The sequence below is a fragment of the Labrys monachus genome (genome assembly GCF_030814655.1).
Lineage (GTDB): Bacteria > Pseudomonadota > Alphaproteobacteria > Rhizobiales > Labraceae > Labrys > Labrys monacha.
Genome location: NZ_JAUSVK010000001.1, coordinates 1 through 13,421 on the forward strand (window position 1 = coordinate 1; position 13,421 = coordinate 13,421).

General features: G+C 68.0%; 12 protein-coding genes. 5 read left to right on the forward strand and 7 right to left on the reverse strand.

From position 1 onward, the window contains the following. The 3 genes from J3R73_RS00005 to J3R73_RS00015 form a co-directional block, all read left to right on the forward strand. Window positions 1-851, forward strand: an 851-nt coding sequence (locus tag J3R73_RS00005; RefSeq protein WP_307421293.1) for a polysaccharide deacetylase family protein, incomplete at its 5' end; no start/stop codon positions are given. 36 nt (window positions 852-887) lie between these two features. Further along, the gene (locus J3R73_RS00010; RefSeq protein WP_307421295.1) at window positions 888-1,196 is read left to right on the forward strand and encodes a hypothetical protein; all 309 of its coding nucleotides are present in this window, start codon (window positions 888-890) and stop codon (window positions 1,194-1,196) included. A gap of 4 nt (window positions 1,197-1,200) precedes the next feature. Beyond that, entirely contained in the window at window positions 1,201-2,172 is a 972-nt protein-coding gene (locus J3R73_RS00015; RefSeq protein ID WP_307421296.1) for a CobW family GTP-binding protein, read from the forward strand. Between the two features lie 341 nt (window positions 2,173-2,513). On the opposite strand, the gene J3R73_RS00020 is transcribed toward J3R73_RS00015, so the two are convergent. Then, window positions 2,514-3,188 (reverse strand): septation protein A, encoded by a 675-nt coding sequence (locus tag J3R73_RS00020; RefSeq protein WP_307421297.1) that lies wholly within the window; start codon window positions 3,186-3,188, stop codon window positions 2,514-2,516. A gap of 3 nt (window positions 3,189-3,191) precedes the next feature. After that, window positions 3,192-4,430: a signal recognition particle-docking protein FtsY gene (gene ftsY / locus J3R73_RS00025; protein WP_307421299.1), complete on the reverse strand. Its 1,239-nt coding sequence runs from the start codon at window positions 4,428-4,430 to the stop codon at window positions 3,192-3,194. Window positions 4,431-4,511: 81 nt separating this feature from the next. Between ftsY and J3R73_RS00030 the strand changes: the two genes are divergently transcribed. Further along, window positions 4,512-5,270: an RluA family pseudouridine synthase gene (locus tag J3R73_RS00030; protein WP_307421301.1), complete on the forward strand. Its 759-nt coding sequence runs from the start codon at window positions 4,512-4,514 to the stop codon at window positions 5,268-5,270. A gap of 282 nt (window positions 5,271-5,552) precedes the next feature. On the opposite strand, the gene ispG is transcribed toward J3R73_RS00030, so the two are convergent. Then, window positions 5,553-6,806: a flavodoxin-dependent (E)-4-hydroxy-3-methylbut-2-enyl-diphosphate synthase gene (gene ispG, locus J3R73_RS00035; RefSeq protein ID WP_307421303.1), complete on the reverse strand. Its 1,254-nt coding sequence runs from the start codon at window positions 6,804-6,806 to the stop codon at window positions 5,553-5,555. 167 nt (window positions 6,807-6,973) lie between these two features. Here ispG and J3R73_RS00040 point away from each other — a divergent pair, with 167 nt between their 5' ends. Beyond that, complete coding sequence (locus J3R73_RS00040; RefSeq protein WP_307421305.1) at window positions 6,974-8,095, forward strand: FUSC family protein; 1,122 nt, start codon at window positions 6,974-6,976, stop codon at window positions 8,093-8,095. Between the two features lie 99 nt (window positions 8,096-8,194). Here the strand turns inward: J3R73_RS00040 and J3R73_RS00045 are convergent, their stop codons facing one another. The 4 genes from J3R73_RS00045 to J3R73_RS00060 all read right to left on the reverse strand — a co-directional run bounded on the left by J3R73_RS00045 (window position 8,195) and on the right by J3R73_RS00060 (window position 13,421). Further along, entirely contained in the window at window positions 8,195-8,725 is a 531-nt protein-coding gene (locus J3R73_RS00045) for a transcriptional repressor (protein ID WP_307421308.1), read from the reverse strand. A 148-nt stretch (window positions 8,726-8,873) separates the two neighbouring features. Beyond that, window positions 8,874-10,163, reverse strand: a complete 1,290-nt coding sequence (locus J3R73_RS00050; RefSeq protein WP_307421309.1) for a glutamate-5-semialdehyde dehydrogenase — start codon at window positions 10,161-10,163, stop codon at window positions 8,874-8,876. Between the two features lie 132 nt (window positions 10,164-10,295). Continuing rightward, on the reverse strand, window positions 10,296-11,879 hold the full coding sequence (locus J3R73_RS00055; protein WP_307421311.1) for a DHA2 family efflux MFS transporter permease subunit: 1,584 nt from the start codon (window positions 11,877-11,879) through the stop codon (window positions 10,296-10,298). A 243-nt stretch (window positions 11,880-12,122) separates the two neighbouring features. After that, window positions 12,123-13,421 carry an HlyD family secretion protein gene (locus J3R73_RS00060; RefSeq protein ID WP_307421313.1) on the reverse strand — a complete coding sequence of 433 codons (1,299 nt, stop codon included), beginning with the start codon at window positions 13,419-13,421 and terminating at the stop codon, window positions 12,123-12,125.

A 13,421-nucleotide genomic window follows, 5' to 3' on the forward strand; every position in this document is an offset into this window, starting at 1 on the left:
CGGGCTGGATCGGCTCCTATGGCGGTGCGGATTCGCCTTCCGATATCCAGCGCGGCATCTTCGCCAGCGAGGTCGGCGTTCCCCGGCTGCTCCGCCTGTTCAAGAAATACGATCTCAAGACCACCTTCTTCATCCCCGGCCATTCGATCGAGACCTTCCCGGACCAGTGCCGCCAGATCGTCGACGAAGGCCATGAGATCGGCGCGCATGGCTACACCCACGAAAATCCGGTCGCGATGACGCCGACGCAGGAAGAAGCGGTGCTGGTGAAGTCGGTCGAGCTGATCGAGAAGCTCTCCGGCAAGGCGCCGCGCGGCTACGTCGCGCCGTGGTGGGAAATGTCGGAATCGACCGCCAGCCTGCTGCAGAAATACGGCTTCAAATATCACAGCCAGGGCTATCGCGACTTCCAGCCCTTCTATTCCCGCGTCGGCGACAGCTGGACGCTCATCGACTATTCCAAGAAGGCGGAAGAGTGGATGAAGCCGCTGAAGCACGGCAAGGAGATCGATCTCGTCGAAATCGGCGCCAACTGGTATGTCGACGACCTCCCGCCGATGATGTTCATCAAGAAGGCGCCCAACAGCCATGGTTTCGTCAATCCGCGCGATATCGAGTCGCTGTGGCGCGACCAGTTCGACTGGGTCTATCGCGAGATGGACTATGCGGCCTTCTGCTTCACCATCCATCCGGATGTCAGCGGCCGTCCTCAGGTCCTGCTGATGCTCGAGCGCCTGATCGAATATGTGAGCGGGCATGAGGGCGTGCGCTGGGCCACCTTCGAGGACATCGCCAGCGATTTCCGCCAGCGTTATCCGTTCGAAGGCAAGGAGCGGCCGCCGGTCATCTGACCGAAGAGGCAGGCCCGCAACATCGGAGATCGGCTCATGTGCGCGAATTGCGGGTTCCCGGCGGCAGCGGGCCATTGGACCGAAGCGGGCGCCGCCACGGCGGGCGAGAGGCTGCGCGCGCGGTTCCGCCGCGCGCAGGTGCTCCAGGCGGTCCTGCCCTCCTATGGGCTGACGGCGCATGACGACGGCGTCGTGCCCGGCATCACGGTCTCGACGAAGACCGGCCATCACGTGATGACGGCCGATCTCGCCGAATTCTGGTCGGCGGCGGAGCGCATCGGCGGCAAGGCGATCGACCCGCTCGACCCGCGCTTCGTCGCCCTCGGCGGCGGGAAGGGGTCCTGACGGGATGGCGGCGCCTGCGGACGGCCGCATCAGGCTGACGGTGCTGGGCGGCTTCCTCGGCTCCGGCAAGACCACGTGGCTGCGTCACCAGCTGCATCACGGACGGATGACGGACGCCCTGGTCATCGTCAACGAAGCGGCGGACGTCCCGGTCGACGATGCGCTTCTCGCCCGCTCGTCGCGCCTGGCGGTGCTGGCCGGGGGATGCGCCTGCTGCACCGGCCGCCAGGCCTTCATTTCGATGCTGCGCGACATCTGCGACCAGCGCGTGGCCGCTACCGATCCGGCGCAGAGGATCGACCGTATCGTGCTGGAGACCAGCGGCCTCGCCGATCCCGGCGCGATCGTCGACGCCATCCGGTCGGACCCGGTGCTGCTCCATCATATCGTGGTCCACGCCATCGTGGTCTCCGTGGACGGCCTGCACGGGCTCGACCAGCTCCGGCGCGAGCCGCTGGGCCGCCGGCAGATCGAGACCGCCGACCGGCTGGTGGTGACCAAGCTGGACGCAGCCGACGGCGAGGGGCTGCGGGCGCTGCTCGCCACGCTTCAGGTCCTCAATCCGGGCGCCGCCCTTTCCGGCGCCGCCATGGGCAGCGAGGCCGGGCTGCCCGCTTTCGGATCCGATGCGGCCGTGGCGCTGCCCGAAATCGACGGCGAGACCGCCGCGCCGATCACCGCCACCACGATCGAGGTCGACGATTCGATCGACTGGACCGCCTTCAGCGTGTGGCTGAGCGCGCTGCTGCATGCCCGCGGCGACGACATCATGCGGGTGAAAGGCGTGATGCGCACGCCGGCGGGCCGCCTGCTGCTCCAGAGCGTGCGCAAGGTGGTGCAATCTCCCGAACTGCTGCCGGACGATGGGCAGGCGGGCGGGCGGGACAATTCGATCGTCGTCATCGGCCGGGGCTTCGAGCCGAGCCATCTCCTGCCGTCGCTGCGCTATTTCGCCGGGCGGACGGGCGCGCCCTGATCGAGGAGATGAGGCGTTACTGCGCTGCTCCTCAACTAAACGCGACGCCGGCCGCCCCTTCTCCCCGCATGCGGGGAGAAGGTAAGGATGAGGGGGCTGCGCCTCTCTCTCCGGAAAGTCGCCGATAATACGACAGCCGCCGCAGCGCTGCCCCTCACCTCTATCCTCTCCCCGCTTTGCGGGGCGAGGGGACATCGGCGTCGCGGGAGGATGGAGAGGCCGCTGTCTCGCCGCGCGCTAGCTAATGGAACGCGACGCCGGCCACCCCTTCTCCCCGTTCTCACGGGGAGAAGGTAAGGATGAGGGGCTGCGCGACGGGACGGCAGATCGCCGGCCGTCCCTTATCCTGCCTCCGCCTCGCCGTTGCCGGCCAGCGTGGGCGTCGCCTCCTCCGGCTTGACCTCGTATTTCAGCAGGATGGGAACCTGCGAGCCGGCGAAGATCAGGGTGATCGGCATGGTTCCGAACAGCTTGAAGGCGCTCCAGAACTCGCTGGAGAAATTCCGCCACACCACTTCGTTGAGCACGGCGAGGAAGAGGAAGAACAGGCCCCAGTTCAGCGTCAGCTTGCGCCAGCCCTCGGGCTTGAGGTCGAAGGCGGCATCGAGGACGTAGCGGATCAGCGGCCGGCCGAAATAGAGCCCGCCCAGCAGGATGACCCCGAACAGCGTGTTGACGATGGTCGGCTTCATCTTGATGAAGACGTCGTTCTGCAGCCACAGCGTCAGCGTGCCGAAGACGAGCACGAAGATGCCGGAGATCAGCGGCATGATCGGGACGTGGCGCATCACGACGAGCCCCACCACCAAAGCGAGGATCGTCACCGGCACGAAGACGGCCGTCGCCGTGAAGACGTTGCCGCTGGGGCCTTCGAACATCGCCGCCGGCAGCACGCGCTCGACCAGGGGGTTGAAGAGCCCCGGCCGCACATTGGCGATGAAGAACAGGCCGAGCGGCCCCATCTCGAACAGGAACTTCAAGAGGGGGTTGACCTTGCGGCGCGGCGCGGTTGCCATGGTTCACTCCATCCCGGCAATGGCGCGGGAGAAATCCCGGGCAGAAAAGGGTTCGAGGTCGTCGATGCCTTCGCCGACACCGATATAGTGGACGGGAAGGCCGAATTTCGCGGCGAGCGCCACGAGGATGCCGCCGCGCGCCGTGCCGTCGAGCTTGGTCATGACGAGGCCGGTGACGCCGGCGATCCGCCCGAAGATCTCGGCCTGCGAAATCGCGTTCTGGCCGACGGTGGCGTCGAGGACGAGCAGCACGGCATGGGGGGCGGTGGCGTCGATCTTGCGGATCACCCGCACCACCTTGGCCAGTTCGTCCATCAGCAGCGTCTTGTTCTGCAGCCGGCCGGCGGTGTCGATCAGCAGCACGTCGGAGCCGTTGTCCTGCGCCGCCTTGAGGGCGTCGAAGGCGAGGCCCGAGGCATCCGAGCCCTGGGCGCGGGCGATGACCGGCGAGCGCGTCCGCTCGCCCCAGACCTTGAGCTGCTCGATCGCCGCCGCGCGGAAGGTGTCGCCGGCAGCCAGCGTCACCTTGAGGCCCTGGCCGGTGAATTTGGCGGCGAGCTTGCCGATCGTCGTCGTCTTGCCGGAGCCGTTGACGCCGACCATCAGCATCACGAAGGGGTGCCTGCTGCGGTCGATCTCCAGCGGCCTGGCGACCGGCGTCAGGATCGCCTCGACCTCGCTCGCCAGCACGCGATACACTTCATCCGGCGAGATCTGGCGGTCGAACCGGCCCTTGCCGATGGCGGCGGCGATGCGGGCGGCGACGTCGACGCCGAGGTCGGCCTGGATCAGGACGTCCTCGATCTCCTCGATCGTCGTGGCGTCGAGCTTGCGCTTGAGGACGATGTCGCTGAGGCCCCGGCTGATGGCGGAGGAGGAGCGGGAAAGCCCTTCCTTCAGCCGGCGCCACCAGGATTTCTTCTCCTCCGCGGGGGGCGGGACGGACAGGAGCGGCTCGGGTGCCGCAGGCTCCGGCTCCGGAAGCGGAGCTGGCAACGGGGCAGGTTCGGGCTCGACCCTACCCTCCTCCTCGGCCTCCTCGGCGGGCGTCCGGGCGGGAGTGATCAGTTCGGCGGCGAGCAGCGGCACGGCTTCGATGAGAGCGTCGGGCAGCGCATCCGGCTTCTCATCGCCGGGAAGGGGCTTGTCCTCCTCCGCCGGCGGCTCGGCCTGCGGCGCGGTGGCGCCGCGTCCGAACAGCCGGGAGAAAAAGCCGGGCTTCTGCTTGTCGCTTTCGGTCATCAGATCCGTTTGCCATCAAAAAGTGGTCGCATGGTGGAGGAATCTCTAGCCGAGTGTGGCGGTTCACGATAGCGCTAAGCGATGATATCGATCGATTTGACCGCAAGGCTGCTGCACCGCGACGCGCTGATCCTCATCCTGGACAAGCCCGCCGGCCTGCCCGTCCATGCCGGGCCGAAGGGCGGCGCCAACCTCACCGCCATGCTCGACCAGCTGCGCTTCGGCCTGCCGAAGCCGCCGGAACTGGCGCATCGGCTCGACAAGGACACGTCCGGCTGCCTGATCCTCGGCCGCCATGCCAGGCCGCTGCGCACCCTCAACGAGCTCTTCGCCAAGGGTGGCGTGGAGAAGACCTACTGGGCCGTGGTCGAGGGCGGTCCGGCCGAGGATGTCGGCCTGATCGACATGCCGATCGCCCGCCGCTCCCCCGAACGCGGCTGGTGGATGAAGCCGGCCGAGGACGGCCTGCCGGCGCAGACCGATTTTCGCGTGCTCGGCCGGGGAGACGGGCTGACCTGGCTGGAGCTCAAGCCGCGCACCGGCCGCACGCATCAATTGCGCCTGCATTGCGCCGCTTCGGGCTTTCCGATCGTCGGGGACCCGATCTACGGCTCGGCGCCGCGCGAGGGCGGCCCGGTCCTGCACCTGCATGCTCGCGCAGTGACGGTGCCGATCCTGCCGAAGAAGCCGCCGGTCACCGCCGAAGCGCCGCCGCCGGACCATATGCAGGCGCGGCTGGCCATGCTGGGCTATGACGGCCCGATCAGCCCGACGCCGCCGGAACTGATCAGGCCTGTGGTGGTGGAGCAACCGACGGTGCGGCGCGGGCTGCGGAAATAGCCCCTGGGACCGCAGGCGTCTCGCCCATATGCGCTAACTTTGCCGACAATAGCGCGATTTTCCTTCTCCCATGCGGGACTTCGCATTTCCTGCGGAAATGCTGGGGGTGGCGCGAAGCGCCGGATGAGGGTCTGGACTTCTGCAATTCTAGCGCGACTATTGAGCTATCTGCGTTGACGTTTAGACCCTCATCCCCCTACCGGGACCTTCTCCCGAACCGGGAGAAGGCGGGTATTTCTGTTATGTTAGCGCATATGGGCTGGAATCCTGCGGTCCCGGGGATCATTCCGCTGCCGGGCGGACGCCGAAGCGGTTGTCGATATAGTCGATCACCATCTTCTTGAAATCGTCGGCGATCGCGGGCCCGCGCAGGGTCGCGGCCTTGTGGCCGTCGACGAAGACGGGGGCCGTCGGCGTCTCGCCGGTGCCGGGCAGGGAAATGCCGATATCGGCATGCTTGGATTCGCCGGGGCCGTTGACGATGCAGCCCATCACCGCGACCTTGAGAGTCTCGACGCCGGGATAGCGGGTCTTCCATGCGGGCATCGAGTCGATGATGAAGCCCTGGATGCTCTGGGCGAGTTCCTGGAACACCGTCGAGGTGGTGCGTCCGCAGCCCGGGCAGGCGGCGACGAGCGGCACGAAGGTGCGGATGCCCATCACCTGCAGGATTTCCTGGCTGACCTTGACCTCCTGCGTGCGGTCGCCGCCCGGCTCCGGCGTCAGCGACACGCGGATGGTGTCGCCGATGCCGGCCTGCAGCAGCGGCGACAGCGCCGCGGCGGAGGCGACGATGCCCTTGGAACCCATGCCGGCCTCGGTGAGGCCGAGATGCAGGGCATAGTCGGAGCGGCTCGCCATCTCGCTGTAGACGGCGATGAGGTCCTGCACGGCCGAGACCTTGGCCGAGATGATGATCTTCGACTTGGGCAGGCCCATCTCGACGGCGCGGTCGGCCGACAGCAGCGCCGACTGCACCAGCGCCTCCCATGTCACGGTGCGGGCGTCGACGGGAGCCTCGCTCCTGGCGTTCTGGTCCATCAGGTGGGTCAGCAATTCCTGGTCGAGCGAGCCCCAATTGGCGCCGATGCGCACCGGCTTGCCATAGCGGATGGCGGTTTCGATGATGGCGCCGAACTGCCGGTCCTTCTTGTCCTTGAAGCCGACATTGCCGGGATTGATGCGATATTTGTCGAGGGCCTCGGCGCAGGCCGGATGATCGGCGAGCAATTTATGGCCGATATAGTGGAAGTCGCCGATCAGCGGCGTGGTGATGCCGACCCGCATCAGCCTTTCCTTGATGCGCGGCACCGCGGCGGCCGCCTCGTCGCGGTCGACGGTGATGCGGACGAGTTCCGATCCCGCCCGCGCCAGCGCCGCGACCTGGCGCACCGTGCCGTCGACATCGGCGGTATCGGTGTTGGTCATCGACTGCACGACGATGGGGGCACCGCCGCCGACAAGCACGCCGCCGACATCGACGGGAACGGTCTGACGGCGGGACTTCAGGCCAAAGCTCGCATAGGAAGGGATCATCGGGCACCGCAAGAAGTGTTTCGTCGCTGAAATGGACCTGCGCGACCATAGCGTCAACGACTGTCTTGATCGAGCATGGACATAATGTTTGGCGGCAGTCGGGCCGACCGATAGGGTATCGCCAAAGCCTGATACGATGGCATGACCAATTGTCGCGCAGGATCACCATGGGGCGTCCCTTCGGCCGAGTTACCGCTTCGAGCATCGCCGCCTTGCTCGCGTCGAAGCGATCCGAACTCATCCTCGTGCTGCGGGTGACCGTCGCCTCGGCCCTTGCCTTCGTCGCCGACCGGCTGGTGGGCCTGTCGCAGGGGACCTGGGCGGTGATCACCGCCATCATCGTCATGCAGGCGAGCCTCGGCGGTTCGGTCAAGGCGGCGATGGACCGGATGGCCGGCACGCTGGTAGGGGCGATCTGGGGCGCGGCGATCTCGCTCCTGGTGCCGCATCACGGCGATCTCGAGACCGGCATCGCCATCGTCGTGGCCGTGGCGCCGACCGCCCTCTTCGCCGCGCTCAGCCCGAGCTTCCGGGTGGCGCCGATCACCGCGCTCATCGTGCTGGTGCCGTCGGGCGGCACGGCGCTCAGCCCGCTCGCCTATGCCTTCGACCGCGTCGGCGAGATCCTGCTCGGCATCATCGCCGGCGTCGGCGTCGCCCTGTTCGTCCTGCCGGCCCGCGCCCAGAACCTGATGCTGCTGTCGGCGGCCAGGATCGCCGAGCTCAACGCCGACCTGCTCGCCGCCCTGATCACGGCGCTGATGGAAGGGCAGGGGCGGCCGGACGTCGCCTCGATCCACGCCCGCATCCGCGCCAGCCTGAAGCAGATGGACGCGGCCGTCGACGAAGCGGCCCGCGAGCGCAAGACGCATCTCAGCGACCATGTCGACCCCGAGCCCGTTGCCCGGACGCTGTATCGCGTGCGGCACGACCTCGTCATCATCGGCCGCGCCAGCGCGACGGAGCTGCCGCTCGCCGTCAAGCCGGCGCTGGAGGATCCACTGCTCGGCGTGCGCGACGCGGCGATCGCCATGCTGAGGGGAACCGCGACGGCGCTGCGCGCCGCGACGCCGCCGCCGGACCTCGCCGCCTTCGACGCCAGCCTCGCCATCTATGTCGCGGCCATGGATGCGCTGCGGGCCGGCGGCGTCATCCGGCGGATGGAGAGCGAGGAGGTCGGGCGGATCTATGCGCTGCGCTTCGGCTTCGAGCAGCTCGGCCTCGACCTCAGGGACTTGTCCGAGCGCGGCCGCGAACTGGTGGAGAAGGGGCGCCCGGCGGACCTGTGACGGTTCCCGTGAAATCCGTATGAGACGGCAGCCATGTGAGCTTCGCGTCGGCGGACGGATTCGCTTCCCTCGCCGGGGGTGACGGGACGGGGGATCGGACTATGCCGCGGCCGTCGCCCGGCAATGGGCGCAGATGCCGGCGATCTCGATGACCTGGCCGCGGGGCTGGAAGCCGATGCGGCCGGCAGCGTCCGCGAGGGCCAGCCCGACCGCAGCCGATTCGGCCTCGCCGACGGTGCCGCAGCTTTCGCAGATGAGAAACATCACGACGCCGCCGTCCTTGTGGTCATGCGCGCAGGCGATGAAGGCGTTGCGGCTCTCGATGCGATGGGCGAAGCCCTGTTCGAGCAGGAAGTCGAGCGCACGATAGACGGTGATCGGCGCAGGACGCTTGCCGTCGGCATCCTCCAGCCTCTCGATCAACTCATAGGCGCCGATGGGCTGGTGCGTCGCCGCCAGCGCCTGCAGGACCTGGCGGCGGATCGGCGTCAGGCGGACGCCGCGGGCGGTGCTCAGCGCCTCGGCCCGCGCCAGCACCGCCTCGGCACAATGGCTGTGATCGTGGCCGGGTGCGGCAAACACAGGCGCATGATCGTGCCCGGCATGCTCGTGGGACTGGCGGTGCGCCATGCGATCCTCATCAGGCTGTTGCCCGATATGTAACAACGTTACACGGGTTTTGCCAGATCGGGACCGTCGGCGTCTCGTCGGCCTCTGAAACCGCGGCGCTCGTCGAAGGGCCGACGAGACGTCGGCGGTCCCGGGCGCGAGGCTCGGCCTACGGCCTCGTCGTGCCCTGGCCGCGCACGCGGTATTTGAAGGAGCAGAGCTGCTCGGTGCCGACGGGCCCGCGCGCATGCATGCGGCCGGTGGCGATGCCGATCTCGCCGCCGAAGCCGAATTCGCCGCCGTCCGCGAACTGCGTCGAGGCGTTGTGCAGCACGATGGCGGAGTCGACCTCGGCGAGGAAGCGGTCCGCTGCCGCCTGGTCGTCGGTGATGATCGCGTCGGTGTGGTGGGAGCCGTAGCGCTCGATATGGGCGATCGCCGCGTCGAGGCCGGACACCACCTTCACCGAAATGATGGCGTCGAGATATTCCGTCGCCCAGTCCTTGTCGTCGGCCGGCTTGACATGGGGATCGACGGCGAGGGTGCGGGCGTCGCCGCGCACTTCGCAGCCGGCCTCGATCAGCGCCTTGACCAGAGGCTTGAGATGGGTAGGGGCGACGGCCTGGTCGACCAGCAGCGTCTCGGTCGAGCCGCACACGCCGGTGCGGCGCATCTTGGCGTTCACGACGACCGGAATCGCCATGGCGAGCGAGGCGCCGGCATGGACATAGGTGTGGTTGAGGCCGTCGAGATGGGCGAAGACCGGGACGCGCGCCTCGGCCTGCACGCGCGCGACGAGGTTCTTGCCGCCGCGCGGCACCAGCACGTCGATAGCGCCCTCCAGGCCTGCGAGCATGGCGCCGACCGCGCTGCGTTCGGCGGTCGGCACCATCTGGATGGCGGCTTCCGGCAGGCCGGCGGCGTGGAGGCCGATGCGCAGGGCCTTGGCGATCTCGCTGCAGGTGCGGAAGCTTTCCGACCCGCCGCGCAGGATCGAGGCGTTGCCGGCCTTGAGGCAGAGCGCGCCGGCATCGGCATAGACATTGGGGCGGCTCTCGAAGATGACGCCGACGACGCCGAGCGGCGTGGCGACGCGTTCGAATTCGAGGCCGTTCGGCTGCCGCCAATGGGCGAGGACCCGGCCGACCGGATCGGGCAGCGCGGCGATGTCGCGGATCGCCTGCGCCATGGCGCCGACGCGCTTCTCGTTCAGCGTCAGCCGGTCGAGGAAGGAAGGCGGCTGGCCCTTCGCCGTCGCGTCCGCGACGTCGAGCGCGTTGGCGGCGAGGATGGCGTGCTCGGCGGCGAGGATGGCCTTGGCCATCGCTTCGAGCGCCGCGTTCTTCGTCGCAGCCGGCGTGAGCGCAAGGGTCCGCGCGGCCGAGCGCGCGGCCAGGCCCAGTTTGCGCATGACGGCGATGACGTTGCCGTCGTCCATTCCCCGGTTTTCATCGGGCATGGGCTCACCCATTCGGTTCAGACAATCCGCTGACGTGGTTAGGCCGTGTCGGGGCCCGATGCAAGACAAGGGCGGAAAAATGCGGGGATTCCGCCGGGAAAGCGGGCCGGGACCGCCCGCCGCCATGCCGCATCAATGCCCGCCGCCGCCGCCCCCGCCGGCGAGCTGCGGCTTCTTGACGAAGAAGATGGCGAGGCTGAGCCCGCAGAACAGGATCGTCATCATCAGGAAGACGTCGGAGAAGCTCATCACCACCGCCTCGCGCCGCATCAGGCCGACCATCTTGGAGATGGTCATCGCGTCGGCGGCGGATCCGAAGTCCAGGAAGCCCTGCTTCATGGTGTCATAGGTCGCCAGCGCGCCGTCCCGGCCCCAGTTGGCGGCCTCGCGAAGGCGCTCGAGGTGGAGGTCCTCGCGCTTGTTCAGCAGCGTGTTGATCACCGCCAGGCCGATGGCGCCGCCGAGATTGCGCATCAGGTTGAACAGGCCGGAGGCGTTCTTGATGCGTGACGGCGGCAGGGTGCCGAGCGCGATGTTGGAGATCGGCACCATGCACATCATCAGCGACACGCCGCGCAGGATCTGGGGGATGAGGATCTCCCAGAAATCCCAGTCATGGGTGATGCCGCTCATGATCCAGGTGCCGGCGCCGAAGCCGAGCAGCCCGCCGACGATCATGAAGCGGGGATCGACGAAGCGGCTGAGATTGCCGGCCACCGGCGCGGTGAAGAACATGCACAGGCCGGTGACGAACATCGTCTCGCCGATCATCCTCGAATCATAGCCGCGCACATTGCTCAGATAGACCGGAAACAGATAGGTCAGCCCGTAAAGGCCGATGCCGAGCACGAAGGAGAACAGCGATCCCGAGCTGAAGTTGGAATCGGAGAAGGCGTAGAGATCGACGATCGGCTGCCTGGCGGTGAGGACGCGGGCGAAGAAGACGATGCCGCCGGCCGCGGACAGCAGCGTCATGACCAGGACGGGCGTGTCCTCGAACCAGTCGTGGTTGGGGCCCTCCTCCAGCGCATATTCCATGGCGCCGAGGAAGACGGCCATCGAGATCAGGCCGGTCCAGTCGAAATTGTCGAGCAGCGACAGGTCCGGCTTGTCGAAATCGACCAGGATGAACGTCATGATCGAGACGATGATGCCGGGGATGACGTTGATGAAGAACAGCCAGTGCCAGGAGAGCGCGTCGGTCAGGATGCCGCCGACGGTCGGGCCGATGGTCGGGGCGAGCGTGGCGACGAGGCCGATCATCGGCGAGACGATGGCCTGCTTGGACCGGGGAAACACGGTGAAGGCGGCCGCGAACACCGTCGGGATCATGCCGCCGCCGATGAAGCCCTGCAGCGCGCGGTAGACGATCATCTCGTTGATGTTGGTCGCCGTGCCGCACATGAAGCTCATGATGGTGAAGCCGGCGCAGGAGACGGCGAAGACGTAGCGCGTCGAGAACACGCGGGAGAGGAAGCCCGACAGCGGGATCATCACCACCTCGGCCACGAGGTAGGAGGTCTGCACCCAGGGGATCTCGTCCCCCGACGCGCCGAGGCCGGCCTGGATCTGCGGCAGCGAGGCCGAGACGACCTGGATGTCGAGAATGGCCATGAACATGCCGAACACCATCGCCAGGAAGGCGATCAGCTTGGCCTTGTCGATGGTGTCGCGGGCGGCCGGGGCGGCCGGGGCGGCGGTTGTCGCGGTGGCCATGGCAGCCTCCCCTGGCGCGGACGTCCGTCCGCTCTGGAAATGTCGGGCTCGAAGAGGCGGGCAGGACGCCCCGCGCTGACTGAGTCCGCCATCGGAGGGGCGATCACCGATCGACCTCTTCCTTCCCGGCAGACTCGGCGATTCCAGGAGGGGCGATCGGATGATCGCCCCTCCCTCGTCACGCCTTATCTGGCAAAGTCAGCGCATGGGGGCAGGATGTCAGCGCTCGATGTGGTTCCGTCGTCAGTTCTTCGGCGTCGTCCGGCTGTCGACGCTGACCACGACCGACATGCCCGGCAGCAGCTTGCCGCTGGTGGCGGCATCGGCCGGCACGTCGATGCGGACGGGCACGCGCTGCGTGATCTTGGTGAAGTTGCCGGTGGCGTTCTCGGGCGGCAGCAGGCTGAACATCGAGCCCGACGCCGGCGAGAACTTGCCGACGACGCCCTCGAAGGTCTTGCCGTCGATGGCGTCGACCGAGATCTCGACCTTCTGGCCCGGCGCCAGCGGCCCGAGCTGGGTCTCCTTGAAGTTGGCGGCGACATAGATGCTCGCCAGCGGCACGAGCGCCATCAGCCGCGAGCCGGGCGAGACATATTGGCCGGGCTGGGCGGCGCGATTGCCGACGATGCCGTCGGTCGGCGCCCGCACCACGGTGGCGTCGAGGTCGTTCTGCGCGCGGGCGACGGCGACGTCGAGTTCCTCGGCCGTGTGCTCGGCCTCGATCTTCTGGGCCTTGACGACGGCCATGTTCGCCTGGGCCGCGGTGAGCGCCGCCTTGGCGCTGGCGACGGAGGCCTGCGCATTGGCGACGGCCGCCTTGGCGGTGTTCACGCCGGCAGCGGCGCGGTCACGGTCGGCGGTGGCCTGGTCGAGATTGGCCTTGGAACCGAAATTCTGGGTCTCCAGCGCCTTGGCACGGGCGAAGGCCGCATCGGAGCGCACGACTTCCGCCTTGGCCGAATCGACGCCGGCATTGGCTGAATCGACGCCGGCCTGCGCCGACTGCACGCCGGCTACGGCGCTGTCGATAGCCGCCTGCTGCGCGGTGATCTGCTGGGCGATGCGCTCGATGGTGGCGGTCTGCGTGGCGCGCTTGGCCTTCGCCGAGGCGAGGGCGGTCCGGTAGTCGGTGTCGTCGAGCCGGACGAGCACGTCGCCGGCCTTGACGCTGTCGCCGTCCTGCACCGGCACGCTCTGGACATAGCCGGAGACCTTGATGCCCAGTGTCGCCATGTCCGCCTGCACATAGGCGTCGTCGGTGTCGACGAGGAAGCGGCCATTGGTCCACCAGTCATAGCCGTACCAGCCGCCGCCGCCGAGCGCGGCGAGCAGCAGGACAGGCAGGACGATCCGGGCGCGGGAGCGCTTCCTGGCCGGCGCCGCGGGAGCCGCGACCGCGGCCGCCGGCGTGGGCGCGCCCTCCGCCTTCTTCGCAGCCGGCGCTTCGGACGCCGGCGCGTCCGGGCGCTGGCGGTCCATCTTGACCACGTTGGTGGCCTCGGTGCTGCCTGTTGCGGGCTGTTCGCGAACAGAGTCCAT

Coding starts and splice junctions, on each gene's coding strand:
- J3R73_RS00010 (WP_307421295.1), top strand. CDS start 888: ATGTGCGCGAATTGCGGGTTCCCGGCGGCAGCGGGCCATTGGACCGAA.
- J3R73_RS00015 (WP_307421296.1), top strand. CDS start 1,201: ATGGCGGCGCCTGCGGACGGCCGCATCAGGCTGACGGTGCTGGGCGGC.
- J3R73_RS00020 (WP_307421297.1), bottom strand. CDS start 3,188: ATGGCAACCGCGCCGCGCCGCAAGGTCAACCCCCTCTTGAAGTTCCTG.
- ftsY (WP_307421299.1), bottom strand. CDS start 4,430: ATGACCGAAAGCGACAAGCAGAAGCCCGGCTTTTTCTCCCGGCTGTTC.
- J3R73_RS00030 (WP_307421301.1), top strand. CDS start 4,512: ATGATATCGATCGATTTGACCGCAAGGCTGCTGCACCGCGACGCGCTG.
- ispG (WP_307421303.1), bottom strand. CDS start 6,806: ATGATCCCTTCCTATGCGAGCTTTGGCCTGAAGTCCCGCCGTCAGACC.
- J3R73_RS00040 (WP_307421305.1), top strand. CDS start 6,974: ATGGGGCGTCCCTTCGGCCGAGTTACCGCTTCGAGCATCGCCGCCTTG.
- J3R73_RS00045 (WP_307421308.1), bottom strand. CDS start 8,725: ATGGCGCACCGCCAGTCCCACGAGCATGCCGGGCACGATCATGCGCCT.
- J3R73_RS00050 (WP_307421309.1), bottom strand. CDS start 10,163: ATGCCCGATGAAAACCGGGGAATGGACGACGGCAACGTCATCGCCGTC.
- J3R73_RS00055 (WP_307421311.1), bottom strand. CDS start 11,879: ATGGCCACCGCGACAACCGCCGCCCCGGCCGCCCCGGCCGCCCGCGAC.
- J3R73_RS00060 (WP_307421313.1), bottom strand. CDS start 13,421: ATGGACTCTGTTCGCGAACAGCCCGCAACAGGCAGCACCGAGGCCACC.